This window comes from Bacillus sp. SSR7 (assembly GCF_055902415.1).
Genome location: NZ_JBVVXV010000002.1, coordinates 572,330 through 588,093, shown reverse-complemented (window position 1 = coordinate 588,093; position 15,764 = coordinate 572,330). Strand labels below are relative to the sequence as shown.

General features: G+C 38.2%; 14 protein-coding genes and 2 pseudogenes. 3 read left to right on the top strand and 13 right to left on the bottom strand.

The annotated features are described in order from the left end of the window. From AC0NJG_RS07190 to AC0NJG_RS07180, 3 genes and pseudogenes are all read left to right on the top strand, one after another. A pseudogene (locus AC0NJG_RS07190) lies at nucleotides 1-900 on the top strand (hypothetical protein); the annotation flags it as partial. 167 nt (nucleotides 901-1,067) lie between these two features. Then, entirely contained in the window at nucleotides 1,068-1,322 is a 255-nt protein-coding gene (locus tag AC0NJG_RS07185) for a YbeF family protein (protein WP_087954478.1), read from the top strand. Nucleotides 1,323-1,344: 22 nt separating this feature from the next. After that, nucleotides 1,345-2,023 (top strand): annotated as a pseudogene (locus AC0NJG_RS07180) (HAD family hydrolase). Between the two features lie 39 nt (nucleotides 2,024-2,062). Here AC0NJG_RS07180 and pyrE read toward each other — a convergent pair. The 13 genes from pyrE to AC0NJG_RS07115 form a co-directional block, all read right to left on the bottom strand. Further along, the gene (gene pyrE / locus AC0NJG_RS07175; protein ID WP_000711446.1) at nucleotides 2,063-2,695 is read right to left on the bottom strand and encodes an orotate phosphoribosyltransferase; all 633 of its coding nucleotides are present in this window, start codon (nucleotides 2,693-2,695) and stop codon (nucleotides 2,063-2,065) included. Beyond that, nucleotides 2,692-3,408 (bottom strand): orotidine-5'-phosphate decarboxylase, encoded by a 717-nt coding sequence (gene pyrF, locus AC0NJG_RS07170; protein WP_087954476.1) that lies wholly within the window; start codon nucleotides 3,406-3,408, stop codon nucleotides 2,692-2,694. Before pyrF ends, pyrE begins: the two co-directional genes overlap by 4 nt. Next, entirely contained in the window at nucleotides 3,393-4,322 is a 930-nt protein-coding gene (pyrD, locus tag AC0NJG_RS07165) for a dihydroorotate oxidase B catalytic subunit (protein WP_001081057.1), read from the bottom strand. The genes pyrF and pyrD overlap by 16 nt, the downstream gene beginning before the upstream one ends. Beyond that, nucleotides 4,319-5,098: a dihydroorotate oxidase B electron transfer subunit gene (gene pyrK, locus AC0NJG_RS07160; protein ID WP_000983358.1), complete on the bottom strand. Its 780-nt coding sequence runs from the start codon at nucleotides 5,096-5,098 to the stop codon at nucleotides 4,319-4,321. The genes pyrD and pyrK overlap by 4 nt, the downstream gene beginning before the upstream one ends. Next, nucleotides 5,095-8,313 carry a carbamoyl-phosphate synthase large subunit gene (gene carB / locus AC0NJG_RS07155; protein WP_001126108.1) on the bottom strand — a complete coding sequence of 1,073 codons (3,219 nt, stop codon included), beginning with the start codon at nucleotides 8,311-8,313 and terminating at the stop codon, nucleotides 5,095-5,097. Before carB ends, pyrK begins: the two co-directional genes overlap by 4 nt. Further along, a complete protein-coding gene (locus AC0NJG_RS07150; RefSeq protein ID WP_000828682.1) occupies nucleotides 8,298-9,395 on the bottom strand; it encodes a carbamoyl phosphate synthase small subunit in 1,098 nt (365 codons plus the stop codon). The genes carB and AC0NJG_RS07150 overlap by 16 nt, the downstream gene beginning before the upstream one ends. Beyond that, complete coding sequence (pyrC, locus tag AC0NJG_RS07145; RefSeq protein ID WP_474062944.1) at nucleotides 9,392-10,678, bottom strand: dihydroorotase; 1,287 nt, start codon at nucleotides 10,676-10,678, stop codon at nucleotides 9,392-9,394. Before pyrC ends, AC0NJG_RS07150 begins: the two co-directional genes overlap by 4 nt. Next, the gene (gene pyrB / locus AC0NJG_RS07140) at nucleotides 10,662-11,576 is read right to left on the bottom strand and encodes an aspartate carbamoyltransferase (RefSeq protein WP_087954475.1); all 915 of its coding nucleotides are present in this window, start codon (nucleotides 11,574-11,576) and stop codon (nucleotides 10,662-10,664) included. The genes pyrC and pyrB overlap by 17 nt, the downstream gene beginning before the upstream one ends. Nucleotides 11,577-11,724: 148 nt before the next feature. Then, nucleotides 11,725-13,008 (bottom strand): uracil permease, encoded by a 1,284-nt coding sequence (gene uraA / locus AC0NJG_RS07135; protein WP_000435929.1) that lies wholly within the window; start codon nucleotides 13,006-13,008, stop codon nucleotides 11,725-11,727. A gap of 146 nt (nucleotides 13,009-13,154) precedes the next feature. Beyond that, complete coding sequence (pyrR, locus tag AC0NJG_RS07130) at nucleotides 13,155-13,697, bottom strand: bifunctional pyrimidine operon transcriptional regulator/uracil phosphoribosyltransferase (protein WP_001156491.1); 543 nt, start codon at nucleotides 13,695-13,697, stop codon at nucleotides 13,155-13,157. Between the two features lie 202 nt (nucleotides 13,698-13,899). Then, nucleotides 13,900-14,808, bottom strand: coding sequence for an RluA family pseudouridine synthase (locus AC0NJG_RS07125; RefSeq protein WP_000005835.1), 909 nt, complete (start codon nucleotides 14,806-14,808; stop codon nucleotides 13,900-13,902). Nucleotides 14,809-14,812: 4 nt separating this feature from the next. Then, nucleotides 14,813-15,271 (bottom strand): lipoprotein signal peptidase LspA, encoded by a 459-nt coding sequence (gene lspA, locus AC0NJG_RS07120; RefSeq protein ID WP_000642177.1) that lies wholly within the window; start codon nucleotides 15,269-15,271, stop codon nucleotides 14,813-14,815. Nucleotides 15,272-15,395: 124 nt separating this feature from the next. Beyond that, the gene (locus AC0NJG_RS07115; RefSeq protein ID WP_001004664.1) at nucleotides 15,396-15,725 is read right to left on the bottom strand and encodes a TraR/DksA C4-type zinc finger protein; all 330 of its coding nucleotides are present in this window, start codon (nucleotides 15,723-15,725) and stop codon (nucleotides 15,396-15,398) included. Nucleotides 15,726-15,764 lie beyond the last annotated feature (39 nt).

Below are 15,764 nucleotides of genomic sequence, written 5' to 3'. Positions count from 1 at the left end.
GGCGACTTCGTTATACAAGGCGCACCAAAATTAACCGCAGACGCTGCTGGTCTCCCTGTTTCCAGCGTCGTATCTGCAAGTGTTCCACTCGTTATCGTTATGGGCGTTGTGACAACTTCCGTCGCTTTTTTCTTCTTACGAAAAGAGTTCCATACAGGCTTATCTATACAAAAATCTATTCCATCAACTGCGTCTTCTAAAACGCTCACTTCATTATCTCCTCGTATAAAAAAATGGCTCGCTATTTGTATTCCGATCGTATATATCATTGATATCCTTTGCATGATTCAATTTAAACTACAAGGAAGTGACGCAACTGCACTTATCGGTGGAACAACTGTTATTATGATTATCATCATTTCTCTCATCGCCTACAAAGGTAATGGATTAAATAAGACGACCGATTATTTTATAGAAGGGCTCCAATTTGGCTTTAAAATTTTCGGACCAGTTATTCCTATCGCTGCACTCTTTTATTTAGGAGATAGTGGCTTTGTGAAAATTATCGGGGACTATTTACCGAAAGGTTCACACGGAATCATTAACGACTTAGGGATCGCCTTATCTCAAACTGTTCCTTTAAATCAATATGTATCGGCAGGGACATTAACTATCGTTGGTGTCATTACCGGCTTAGATGGTTCAGGCTTTTCAGGGATATCGCTTGCTGGTTCCATTGCCAATCTTTTCGGAACAGCACTTGGACATGGAACAGCTACATTAACAGCACTCGGGCAAATTGCAGCTATTTGGACTGGGGGCGGGACGTTAATTCCTTGGGCACTTATTCCTGCCGCTGCTATTTGTAAAGTGGATCCATTTGAACTCGCGCGTCGAAACTTTTTACCAGTTTTGATTGGCTTAATTGTCACCACGATCGTTGCGATGTTTATTCTATAGCGTAAGCAAGTTTTCTCTTGCTTACGTTTTTTGCTTGTAAAATTCATCATGAATTATCAGTTTTCAAGAGGGATTCGTTATTACTTAGCGAAATTATATTAGGAGAGTAATTATTTCAAAACGTTTACGAGAAACAGATTACTGCAATTAGAAAAGGGGACATACCTATGAATGAATTGATTTTCGTCTTATTAATTTGTCCGTTATTTATCTTTATCCTTTCTGTTGTTGGAACACGCAAGACGAAAACGTATTACGTCATGCCGATTGTAACGTTTGCTAGTTTTTTAATAATAGGTGTTATCGCCTTTACTCCGAAGTTTTTCTTTTGGGTTGGCATGTATAGCATCTTCTCATTTATTGTTTCTTATATGACTCTATTGTTTGTGAGAGGTTATGAAGTTGTGGAAAACGCTAAATAGTTCTTAACAAGGAGATTATACTATGATTTTCTTTGATATTGATGGAACTTTACTTAATTACGACAATGCTGAGGAAAATGGCATCTCACATTTCTTCCAAAAGTATAATGATATTTTTTTAGGAAACGAATTAGAGGCCATGAAGCTATGGCATGAATTATCCGATAAATATTTCAACAAATTTTTATCCAAGGAATTATCTTTTCAAGAACAACAAGGGATGCGAATGTATCATTTATTTAAAACATATGGAGTAAACGTATCACCCGAAGAATCTCAGCATAGGTTCAATCAATATATAGAACTATATAAGAAAAACTGGACCCTGTTTGAAGATGTACTCCATACATTACAAACCTTACAGCAAAGAGGACACTCATTAGGTATCATTAGTAATGGTGACTATGAACAACAAATCGAAAAATTAACTGCTCTAAACATTCTACAATATTTCAAATATATTTTTACTTTCTAGTGAACTCGGGATATCAAAACCAGACCCTGAAATATTTCACAAAGCCGTATTACAATTGAATCTTGAAATGAAAGATTGCTATTATATTGGCGATCGATTAGAGACTGATGCAATTAGTAGTACAGCAGCTGGAATGCAAGGGATATGGTTAAATCGGGATAACTCGCAACCCAAGTACAATATTCCTACTATATGCTCTTTACATGAAGTTTTAACAGTGATATAAAAAGACGACCGCGTTCCCCCGCAGTCGTCTTTTTTCGTGTTACGCTGTGATCCAAGCTTCGTTAGCTGGATCTTTACGCCACTCTTGTAATTTTTTCGTTTCAGCTTGTCCGATCATACCTTTTTCTGCTGCAACTTCAGTTAATGCACTGTAGTCGCTTAAAGAATATGATGCTACGTTAGCTGCTTCTAATTTTTCTTTTCCTGCTTCAAGCTCGTATGTGAAGATTGATACGATTCCTAATACTTCACAGCCAGCTTCGCGAAGTGCTTCAACACATGTAATAGCACTACCGCCAGTTGAAATTAAGTCTTCTACGACTACTACTTTTTGACCTTTTTCAGCTTTTCCTTCGATTTGGTTCCCTTTACCGTGACCTTTTGCTTTACTACGTACGTAGCACATTGGTAAATCCATACGATCGCTTACCCATGCAGCGTGCGCAATACCAGCAGTTGCTGTTCCTGCAATAACTTCTACAGTTGGGAAGTGCTCTTTAATTAACTCTTCTAATCCAGCTGCAATTGCTTGACGTACTTTTGGATAAGATAAAGTTAAACGGTTATCACAATAAATTGGTGATTTCATACCTGAAGACCATGTGAATGGATCATTCGGTTGTAAAAATACTGCTCCAATTTCTAATAAATGCGATGCGATTTCTTTTTTCATACTGTTACACCTTCCCACTGTTGTTTTACTGTTTTATACGCTTCAAGCGGATTTTCTGCTTTTGTAATACTACGTCCAACTACGATGTAGCTTGAGCCAAGTTCCCTCGCACGTTTCGGTGTTGCTACGCGCACCTGGTCATTTACATCATCGCTTGCAAGACGAATCCCCGGTGTTACTGTTACAAATTCATCTCCGCATACTTCACGTAATTTTGGAACTTCAAGCGTTGAGCAAACAACGCCATCAAGTCCACTTTCTTTCGTTAATTTTGCATAATGAGCAACCGCTTCTTCTAACGTTTTCTCAATGCCAATCTCTTTTTTCATCATAGCTTCCGAAGTGCTTGTTAGTTGTGTAACTGCAATACAAATCGGTCTCTCTCTTCCTTCTTGCTTACCTTCCTCTAATCCCTCAATCGCAGCTTTCATCATGCTGCTTCCCCCAGCAGCATGAACATTTACCATATCTACATCTAGACTAGCTAGGCTACGCATAGCGCTTTTTACTGTATTCGGAATATCATGAAGTTTTAAATCTAGAAAGATCTTATGTCCTTTTTCTTTTAAGTACGTAATAATTGCAGGGCCTTCTTTATAAAATAACTCCATACCAACTTTGACAAATAACTCTTCCCCTTCAAAGTGGCGCAAGAATTGTTCTACATCTTGTTTCCCTGGAAAATCTAGTGCAACGATTAACGACTGTGACATGTTTGCTTCCAGCTCCTTCCTTGACATTCCGAAATGTGATCAAATCCTAATTCATCTAGTAATGCTGGTAACTCTTCAATAATTGTCGGACATACGAACGGATCGATAAAGTTCGCTGTACCTACTGCAACTGCGCTTGCGCCAGCGTAGAAGAATTCAATTACATCTTCCGCTGTTTCAATACCGCCCATTCCGATAATTGGAATGTTAACCGCTTGACTTACTTCATGTACCATACGAATTGCTACTGGCTTAATCGCAGGACCTGATAATCCGCCTGTACGGTTTGCTAAAATTGGTTTAGCTGTTTTTAAATCTAGACGCATACCAAGCAATGTATTAATCATCGTTAAACCATCTGCACCTGCATTTTCAATCGCTTTTGCAATTTCCACAATGTTTGCCACGTTCGGTGACAACTTCACGTATACAGGTACTTCAGAAACCTCTTTTACCCGCTTCGTTAAATCAGCAGCAATTTCAGGATTTGTACCAAAGGCGATACCACCTGTTTTTACGTTTGGACAAGAAATATTTAATTCTAGTGCATGGACATTAGGCGCTTTAGAAATTTCCTTTGCAACCGCTACGTAATCCTCAGCTTGTGAACCTGCAACGTTTGCAATGATTGGAAGGTCAAATTGTTCTAACCATGGTAATTCAGAATTCATTACTTTTTCTAATCCTGGGTTTTGAAGTCCGATTGCATTTAACATGCCTCCCGGTGTTTCAGCAACACGAGGCGTAGGATTTCCATAGCGTGGTTGTTCTGTCGTCGCTTTAATCATGATTGATCCTAGTACACTTAAATCGTAAAACTGTGCATATTCACGACCAAACCCAAAGCATCCAGATGCTGGTATAATTGGATTTTTTAATGATAATCCCGGTAATTCAACTTGCAATCTGTTCATAGTACAACCTCCCCGATTGGAAATACTGGTCCGTCGCTACACACCTTCTTGTAAGAATGTCCACTTGGATCTTCTTGTAAGTGGCATACACATGCGAAACAAGCTCCAATACCACAGCCCATACGTTCTTCTAATGAAATATAGGCTTTTTTCTCTTTGTAACGTCCTTCTAATGCACGAAGCATCGCTAACGGACCACATGAATAAAGAATATCAAAGTCAATTCCGTAATGATCAATTACATCTGTGACAAATCCTTTTGTACCGTGTGTACCGTCTACTGTCGCAACGTACGTATCACCAAGTTCTGCAAATTTTTCTTCATAGAAAACTACATCTTTCGTTTGAAAACCTAAGATGTGAATCACACGTACACCTTTTGCAACGAGGCGCTGTGATAATTCATAAAGTGGTGGTACACCAATTCCCCCGCCTACTAGTAATGCTGTTTGACCAGCTTCTGCTTCTTCTACAGGAAAACCGTGTCCTAATGGTCCTAGTACGTCTACCATTTCACCTTGTTTTCTAGTTGCTAATGTTTTTGTCCCTTGTCCTTCTGCACGATATAGCATTGTAAATTCGTTCTTCTCTTGATCTACATTACAAATACTAATCGGGCGGCGCAGAAGGGGCGCAATGCCCTCTGCCACCTTAATGTGTACAAACTGCCCTGGTTCGTTCATTTGCTGTACTAAAGTTCCTTGAAGCACTAATTCGTAAATATTTTTTGCGATTTCTTTTTGATTAACGACGATCATATTTTGCTTTTGCATCATGCATGTACCACCTCGTGACGCTTTGTTTGCGTAATTTCTTTCATTGAATGAGCTGAGAATGTCATAGATTCTAATACTCGTAAGATTGCTCTCGTTGTATCAAGTGATGTTAAGCAAGCCACACCATTTTCTACTGATTCACGGCGAATGCGGAAACCATCACGCGCTGGTTGTTTGCCTTTTGTTAATGTATTGATTACAAACTGTGCTTTTCCTTGACGGATAATATCAAGTAAGTTGTATTCTTCAGAATCAATTTTATTAACAACTTGCACTGGAATGTTTTGCTCTGCTAACGATTGTGCTGTTCCAGCTGTTGCTAATAAGTTATAGCCGATTTCGTGGAAACGTTTTGCAATTTCCATTGCTTCTTCTTTATCTTTATCCGCTACAGTAATGATTACTGATCCGTGCGTTGGGATGTTAATTCCTGAAGCAACTAACCCTTTGTATAATGCTTTTTCAAGCGTTAAATCTTTACCCATTACTTCCCCTGTTGATTTCATTTCAGGTCCTAATGTTGTATCAACTGAGCGTAGTTTCGCGAATGAGAATACCGGAGCTTTTACATATACTTCTTTCTCTTCTGGGTGATAGCCTGTTCCGTATCCTTGCTCTACTAGGTCTTGACCTAAAATAACTTTCGTTGCAACGTTTGCCATTGGTACACCTGTAATTTTACTTAAGAATGGTACTGTACGGCTCGCACGTGGATTTACTTCAATTACGTACACTTGATCTTTGAATACTACAAACTGGATATTTAGTAATCCAACAATGTTTAATCCTTTTCCAAGTGCAATAGTATGTTCAATGATTTGTTCTTTTAATTTTTCAGATAAGCTTTGTGGTGGATATACTCCAATTGAGTCACCAGAGTGAACTCCAGCGCGTTCAATATGTTCCATAATACCTGGAATGAATACATTCTCACCGTCTGAAATTGCATCTACTTCAATTTCTTTACCGACCATGTAACGGTCGATTAATACTGGGTGATCTGCGTGAACTTTAACTGCATTTTTCATGTAGTGCAGTAGTTCTTCTTGACGATATACGATTTCCATCGCACGTCCACCTAGTACGTAAGATGGTCTTACTAATACTGGGTAACCAATTTCTTCTGCGATTGCTACCGCTTGTTCTACAGTCGTTGCTGTTTTACCAACTGGTTGTGGGATACCAAGTTTTGTTAAAGCAGCTTCGAATTTATCACGATCTTCTGCACGGTCTAAGTCTTCAAGTGATGTTCCTAAAATCTTCACACCATGTTCTTCTAATTTTGCCGCTAAGTTAATTGCCGTTTGTCCACCGAACTGAACGATAACACCTTCTGGTTTTTCTAAATCGATGATGTGCATTACATCTTCAATCGTTAATGGTTCAAAGTATAATTTGTCAGAAATACTGAAGTCTGTTGAAACAGTTTCTGGGTTATTGTTAATAATAATTGCTTCATATCCAGCTTCTTTAATTGCCCATACTGAGTGAACTGTTGCATAGTCAAACTCAACACCTTGACCAATGCGGATTGGACCAGATCCTAGAACTACTACACTCTTACGATCTGTTACAATTGATTCGTTCTCATCAGCGTATGTGCTGTAGTAATACGGTGTTGCAGATTCAAACTCTGCCGCACAAGTATCTACCATTTTGAATACTGGCGTCATATTATTTTCTTTACGCATATCGTAAATTTCGCGCTCCGTTTTGTTCCAAGCTGCTGCGATGTAGTGATCGCTGAAGCCCATTTCTTTTGCAGTTTGTAGTACTTCCATATTTCCTACATTCGCTTTTACTTCGCGTTCCATATTTACGATGTTTTCAACTTTTTGTAAGAAGAAGAAGTCCATTTCACACCATTCGTTAATCTCTTCTTTCGTTACACCTTGACGAATTGCTTCTGCTACGATAAACAGTCGCTCATCATCTGCTTTAATAATGCGTTTTTTCATTGTTTCTTTATCAAGTTCTTTTAAGTGGTCTAATTCTAAGTGATAAATGCCAAGCTCTAAAGAACGAACCGCTTTTAATAATGATTCTTCTAAGTTACGTCCGATTGACATAACCTCACCAGTTGCTTTCATTTGCGTTCCAAGTGTTCTGTTCGCTGATTCAAACTTATCAAATGGCCAGCGTGGAATTTTTGAAACAACATAGTCTAATGCTGGCTCGAAGCAAGCGTAAGTTTTTTGTGTTACTGGGTTTACGATTTCATCTAATGTTAAGCCGACTGCAATTTTCGCTGCTAATTTCGCAATTGGATATCCAGTTGCTTTAGATGCCAATGCAGATGAACGACTTACACGTGGGTTTACTTCAATTACATAGTATTGGAAGCTATATGGATCTAGTGCAAGCTGAACGTTACATCCACCTTCAATTCCTAGTGCACGAATAATTCGTAATGAAGTATTACGTAACATTTGATATTCACGGTCGCTTAGCGTTTGGCTCGGTGCTACAACGATAGAATCACCTGTATGAACACCAACTGGATCGATGTTTTCCATGTTACATACTACAATCGCGTTATCATTTGAATCACGCATTACTTCATATTCAATTTCTTTACAACCAGCAATACTTTTCTCTAATAAACATTGTGTTACTGGGCTATGTTTTAAACCACTTGTTACGATTTCAATTAACTCTTCTTCGTTATGGCAAATTCCGCCGCCCGTTCCGCCTAATGTGAATGCTGGACGAACGATTACTGGATAACCAATTTCGTTTACAAAGCCATATGCTTCATCAAGGTTATGAATAATTTCACTTGGTGGTGTTGGTTCATTTAAATCTTGCATTAATGTACGGAATAAATCACGATCTTCCGCTTGCTCGATTGCTGATAATTTTGTTCCTAAAATTTCAACTCCGCATTCTTCAAGTACGCCTGATTTTGCAAGTTCAACAGCCATGTTTAAACCTGTTTGACCGCCTAATGTTGGTAAGATTGCATCTGGACGTTCTTTACGAATGATTCGGCTTACAAATTCTAATGTTAAAGGCTCAATGTATACTTTATCTGCTGTTGCAGTATCTGTCATAATTGTCGCTGGGTTAGAGTTAACAAGGATTACTTTGTAACCTTCCTCTTTAAGAGATTGACAAGCTTGTGTTCCAGAGTAGTCAAACTCCGCTGCTTGCCCAATTACAATTGGTCCTGATCCGATTACTAAAATTGTGTTAATGTCTAGGCGTTTTGGCATAACTCTTCCCCTTCTTTCTTGAAGTTTTCAATCATTGTTAAGAAATCTTCGAATAAATCATTTGCATCTTCTGGTCCTGCTGAAGCTTCTGGATGGTATTGAACTGTAAATGCTGGGAACTTCTTATGACGAAGACCTTCTACTGTTCCATCATTTAAAGCAACATGTGTAATTTCAAGTTCTGTATTTTCAACTGATTCTTCTTCTACTGCGTAACCATGGTTTTGAGATGTAATTGCTACTTTTCCAGTTGCAAGATTTTTTACTGGATGGTTTAAACCACGGTGACCGAATTTTAACTTACTTGTATTCGCACCAGATGCTAAAGCGAATAGTTGGTGTCCTAGGCAAATTCCGAATAAAGGAACTTTACCGATAATGTCTTTTAACATTTCGATTGCTTCTGGTACATCTTTTGGATCCCCAGGTCCGTTACTTAACATAATTCCATCTGGGCTAAGGCGTAAAATTTCTTCAGCTGTCGTGTTGTAAGGAACTACAATTACATCACAATCACGTTTATTTAATTCTCTTAAAATACCATGTTTCATACCGAAGTCTACTAATACAACACGATGTCCGCGGCCTGGGCTTGGGTATGGATCTTTCGTTGATACGCGTTTTACATGGTCTGTAAATACTGTCGCTTTTAATTGGCTTACGATGTATTCTACATCTGCATCCATGTTACAAAGGCGTCCGCGTAATGTACCGTATTGACGAATTTTTCTCGTTAATTTTCTCGTATCAATTCCTGCTAATCCTGGAATGTTTCTTTCTTTTAAATAGTCATTTAACGAAATTTCATTACGGAAGTTTGATGGGTGATCACAAATTTCGTTTACGATTAAACCATTTACAGATGGGTGAATCGATTCAAAATCGTCACGGTTGATGCCGTAGTTTCCGATTAATGGGTACGTGAATGTTACAATTTGACCGCAATATGATGGATCAGATAATGTTTCTTGATATCCAGTCATTCCTGTTGTAAATACAACCTCACCTGACTTTTCGATTTCTCCTCCGAAACCTGTTCCAATTAATACTGTTCCATCTTCTAAGATAAGTTGTCTTTTCATACTAATGCACTCTCCTTTTGCCATGCGATCTTACCACCAACGATTGTCATTACCGGCCATCCTTGGCATTTCCAACCTGCGAATGGTGTGTTTTTTCCTTTTGATAAGAATGTTGTTGGATCAATCTCTTCTTCTTGTTCTAAATCAATGATTGTAATATCAGCTGTTCTACCTTCTTTCAGGCGACCTGCTTCTAAGCCGAATGTATCAGCTGGCTTTTCTGTTAAGAATTGAATTAACTGTTCTAGTGTAATAATTCCTTTTTTCACAAGGTTTGTGTATAGAAGTGGGAATGCTGTTTCAAAACCAGTAATTCCGAACGGTGCTCTTTCAATTCCTTGCGCTTTCTCTTCCGCTGTATGCGGTGCATGATCAGTTGCAATCATATCGATTGTTCCATCTAATAAACCTTCAATTAATGCTGCATGATCTTCTTTAGCGCGAAGCGGTGGGTTCATTTTAAAGTTAGGATCAGCTGATGGGATATCATCTTCACATAACACTAAGTGATGGGGTGTTACTTCTGCTGTTACTTTAATTCCAGCGCGTTTCGCATCACGTATAACACGTACAGATCCTTTCGTACTTACATGACATACGTGATAGTGACAATCTGCCGCTTCAGCAAGCAGTATATCCCTTGCAATATGTACAGATTCACATACTGATGGGATACCGTTTAATCTGTGTTTCTCAGAAAACTTCCCTTCATGTACACAACCTTTATTAATAAGAGTATTCTCTTCACAGTGCGCAACTACTGCCATATTTAATTTCGCTGCACGTTTCATAGCAGCTAACATCATGCTAGCATCTTGTACACCTACACCGTCATCAGTGAAAGCAAATGCTCCAAGTTCTTTTAACGTTTCGAAATCTGTCATTTCAGAACCCGCTTGACGTACTGTAATTGCTCCATATGGTAGTACGTTAACATGCGCTTTTTCTTTAATACGATTTTGTAAGTCTTCCATATGTTCTCTGCAATCTGGTACTGGGCGTGTATTTGGCATTGCGCAAATTGTTGTGAATCCACCTTTTGCCGCTGCTAGCGTACCTGTTTCAATTGTTTCTTTATGTTCACCACCTGGTTCACGAAGGTGTACGTGTACATCTACTAATCCAGGTGCGATTAACTTTCCGTTCACATCGATTACTTCAGCATTATCTGCCGTAATATTTTCTGCTACCTTAGCGATTTTACCGTCTTGTACGAGAAGATCCGTTGCTACGATTTTTCCTTCTTCATTCATATAACGACCATTTTTAAACAAATAATTCATGTTTCATTCCTCCTAATACATTTGGTAAGGCGCGTTTTAGTACAGCCATTCTTACGTAAACTCCATTTTCCATTTGTTTAAATATGCGTGAACGCTCACACTCAACAAGTTCACTTGCAATTTCAACATCTCGGTTTACAGGAGCTGGATGCATAATAATGCTTCCTTCTTTCATACGCTTTTCTCTTTCCACTGTTAATCCGTGTTTCTCATGATACTCTTTCATAATGTCTGTTTCATAGTGATCATGACGCTCATGTTGTACACGAAGTAACATCATTACATCCACTTCCGGAACAAGTTCATCTAATGGTTTGTATGTTCCAAATGTGTTGTCTTCATCTTTCCACTCTTCTGGACTTGCAAAGTAAATTGTTGCACCTAGCTTCGTTAATGCTTCTGCATTAGAACGCGCTACTCGGCTATGACGAACATCTCCTACTATTGCAATCTTCAAACCTTCAAATCTTCCAAACTCTTGTTTAATTGTAAGAAGGTCGAGTAGGCACTGCGTTGGGTGGTTTCCACATCCATCTCCAGCGTTTAAGATCGGGATATTCACCTGATCTTTTAGTTCATCGAAGTAGCGATCTTGCTCATGGCGGATGACCACTGCTTTTGTTCCGATTGATTCTAGTGTTCTTATCGTATCGTATAAAGTTTCTCCTTTTTGTACGCTAGATGCATCAGCTGAAAAGTTTAAAACATCAAGTCCTAATCTCTTCTCAGCAACTTCAAAGCTAAATCTCGTTCTCGTACTATTCTCAAAGAACAAGTTTGCAACAAAAGTTTGCTCTGTCGTTTTGCTCTCTTTTCCATTCGCAAAATCTTCTGCGTCTTTTAGGATTTCTGAAATTTCTAATTCCGATAATTCACTCATCGTTAACAAATGGCTCATCGTCATCCCTCATCTTTCTGATTTTTATGTTACTACTTTTGTATTTTTATAACAACCTTTGCATAAAAATACCCTAGTCGTGTGAGACTAGGGTGCAAGAAAGAAGCCACCCTTTCCGGTCTCACAGGACTGAATTAAAAGGTTATTATTATGAAGCAATCTGCTTAGATTGTTTTATTTGTTTCGTTTCTGGTAGTAGTAGATTTAACAGTACACCTACAATTGCTGCTAGTGCCATTCCTTCTACTTGGAATGATTCTCCTACGTGAAGTACCGCTCCACCAATACCGATTACTAGTATTACTGATGCAATCATTAAGTTTCGTTTGTCACTTAAATCTGTTTTATCGTCTACCATCATGCGTAATCCGCTTGATGCGATTACACCGAATAGTAAGATTGATACACCACCCATAACTGGTGTTGGGATCGAATGAATCAGTGCAGAAATCTTACCGATAAATCCGAACATGATTGCGAATACCGCTGAACCGATGAATAAGTATACACTGTACGCTCTTGTAATTGCTAGCACACCGATGTTTTCACCATACGTTGTATTCGGTGGTCCACCGATTAGTGATGCGATTAATGTGGCTACTCCATCACCGAAGATTGAACGGTGTAAACCTGGTTTTTTAATTAAATCTCTTTTAATAACATTTCCTAATACAATTTGATGTCCGATATGTTCTGAAATTGTTACTAGTGCAACTGGTACCATCAAGAGTACAATCTTCCATGAAAACTCTGGTGTGTATGTTACAAATGGTACTGTGAAATCTGGTACAACAAACCATTTTGCCTCAGCTACCGGCTTTAAGTCTACTAGCCCTTGGAAGTAAGCGAAAATATATCCGCCGATAATGCCAAGTAACACTGGTATGATACTGAAAAATCCTCTTCCGAATATTGAGCATATGATTGTAATTGCTAATGTTACTAATGCTACTGAAAAGTGTGTAAAGCTATATTTGCCATCCGCACCATTCATCGCCATGTTAACTGCTGTATGTGCTAAAGCTAGCCCGATTACCATTACTACTGGACCAACTACGATTGGTGGTAGTAATTTCATAATCCACTCTGATCCTGATTTCTTAATTCCGAGTGAGATTAAGATGTATACAAGTCCTGCTAGCAAACCACCAAGCATTGCTGCTCCGGGTCCCCCTGCCGTTTTCGCTGTTATAATCGGTGCGATAAAGGCGAATGATGATCCAAGATAGGCAGGTACTTGACCTTTCGTTATAAGAAGAAACGCTAACGTTCCTAATCCACTTGATATTAATGCTACTGACGGATTCAATCCTGTTAAAAACGGAACAAGCACTGTTGATCCAAACATTGCGAACAAATGTTGTATACTTAAAAATAACCATTTTCCCGGTTTCGGTACTTCATTAACGTCTAACACTGGCTTTTGTTCCATTGTTACATCCTCCTTCAGTTTAAATCTTTGCAATAAAAAAACTCTTTGTGCCTGTGCACAAAGAGTCCTACACTTTCGTATGCCAAATTTGACATATGAAAGCCAAGACCCTTTGGCAGCCTCACAGGACTACATTTAAAAGGGCTTTACTTATCGTATATGCTTACTCGATCTTGTTGATCTGTCTCTTGCAAATCAACTTCGATACGCTCTTCACTTGATGTTGGAATGTTCTTTCCTACATAATCAGCGCGAATTGGTAGTTCACGATGACCTCTATCAACAAGAACCGCCAATTGGATTTGTGATGGTCTACCTAAATCCATAAGAGCATCCATTGCTGCTCGAACCGTTCTGCCTGTATATAATACATCATCCACAAGGATAACTTTTTTCTTCGTAATATCTACAGGGATATCAGAACCTTTTACAAGTGGTTCTTTATTTTTCGATTGTAGTGTTAAATCATCTCGATATAACGTAATGTCTAACTCTCCAACTTCCATTTCTTTTCCTTCAATTTGACCAATTCGTTCTGCCAAACGTTGTGCAATAAAAATTCCACGAGTTTTAATTCCGACAAGAACACAATTATCGACACCTTTATTTCGTTCCACGATTTCATGACTAATTCGTGTTAAAGCGCGGCGAATCATTTGGTCATCTAAAACGACAGCTTTCTCTTGCATGCTCTACACCTCCAAGCTTTTTTCTTGCGTGAGAGTAATGGTATAAAAAAAGTCCTCTCAGCGTGTGCGAGAGGACTTTTGAAAAAGGGTACAGCATACCCTATGTATTTCAAACCGTTACCTTCTCAACCTCACAGGGCTGTGTTAAAGGATCATTATTTAACTGTTGTCAGTATCTCAGTTTTCTTATGATTTGTCAATACTATTTTCGTAAAATATTTAATGCGTCTTCAAACACTTCTGGAATCGGTGCCTCAAACTGAATATATTCACCAGTACGAGGATGGTCAAATCCTAAAATACCTGCGTGAAGTGCTTGTCCATTCATGTCTAATGTTTTCTTTGGTCCATACTTTGGATCTCCTGCAAGTGGATAGCCAATATATTTCATATGAACACGAATTTGGTGTGTACGCCCTGTTTCTAAGCGACATTCTACAAGTGTGAAATCTTTGAATCGCTCTAACACTTGGAAATGCGTAACAGCATGCTTACCATTTTCATCAACCGTCATACTTTGACGTTCTTTCTTATCACGAGCAATCGGAGCATCAATCGTTCCTTTATCATGCGGAATAACACCGTGTACAATCGCTTTGTAACGTCTCGTTACTGTTTTTGCTACAAGTTGATTTACAAGTGATTCGTGTGCCATATCATTTTTAGCAACCATTAATAAGCCTGATGTATCTTTATCAATACGATGCACGATACCTGGGCGCATTACACCGTTAATGCCCGATAAGTCTGTACAATGGTGCATAAGACCGTTCACAAGCGTACCACTTGTATGACCAGGCGCTGGATGTACAACCATACCACGTGGCTTATTAACAACTAATACATCTGCATCTTCATAATAAATTTCTAAGTTCATATCTTCTGGCTGAATATCTAACTCTTCTGGCTCAGGAATCGTCACTGTAATTTCATCATTTTCTTTAACTTTATAATTCCCTTTTACAGCTTTTCCATTAACTGTCACAACGTCATCTTTAATCCATTGCTGTACTTGTGTACGTGACCATTCATTATTTATTCCTGCAACGAATTTATCAATTCGCTCATTTTTTTGTTCTTCTGCAACTGTTACTTGTACTACTTCACTCATTCAATTACTCCTTCGTTTTCTTGCCTTCTAATAATGTTTGAATAATAATTAATACAACACCAATACATAATGCCGAATCAGCGATATTGAATACTGGATAGTTGTACGAGAAAATATACACGTGAATGAAATCCACTACTTCTTGTCTAAATACACGATCAATAAAATTACCAATTGCTCCGCCTAAAATTAGACCTAATGAAATTCCTAGAAGCTTGTCTGTTTTTGCATATTTTTTCATATAAAATACGATAAATGCTACAAAAACGACTGTAATAATGTAGAAAAACCACATTTTATTTTCTAAAATGCCCCAGGCAGCTCCTCTATTTCGATGTGATGTTATGTATAATACATTATCGATAATCGGAATGCTCGTACCCAATTCCATGTTCTTTACAATTAGCCATTTCGATATTTGATCGATGGCAATGACAAATAACGCTATTACATAATATATCATTTTCATTTCCCCCACAAAGACAGTGTACCTCAAAATTTTAGCATAGCTGCAACCTTTTCACAATGAACCTTTATAGAAGAATAAAATAAATTAAAAAAAGGTAATATAATATCGTTGTGCCCATTCATACATTTACTTTTTCATAGAAAAATTCATGAATGGTACGTGCAGTCGGCATCGTTTTCATTTGTTTTACCGACATTACTCTCCCTGTGTCTTCACAAATACCATACATATCTATTTCCATTTTAAATAATGCACGTTCTACATCTTTTAAATCCTCTTTTATATCATGTAATAATAGTTTTTTCTTTATCTCTTCCTTAATTTCATACCCAAGCTCTTCGCTAAACTCTGTATTATATTTGTACATAACCTCTTTAGCTAGCCTCTCTTGTAACTCTTTTCGCATCAATTGCAATTCTTCTTTGATTTCCATATACATTTCATTCACGTGTACATTCCTCCCAGTTGCAATGTACGATTAGTGTGT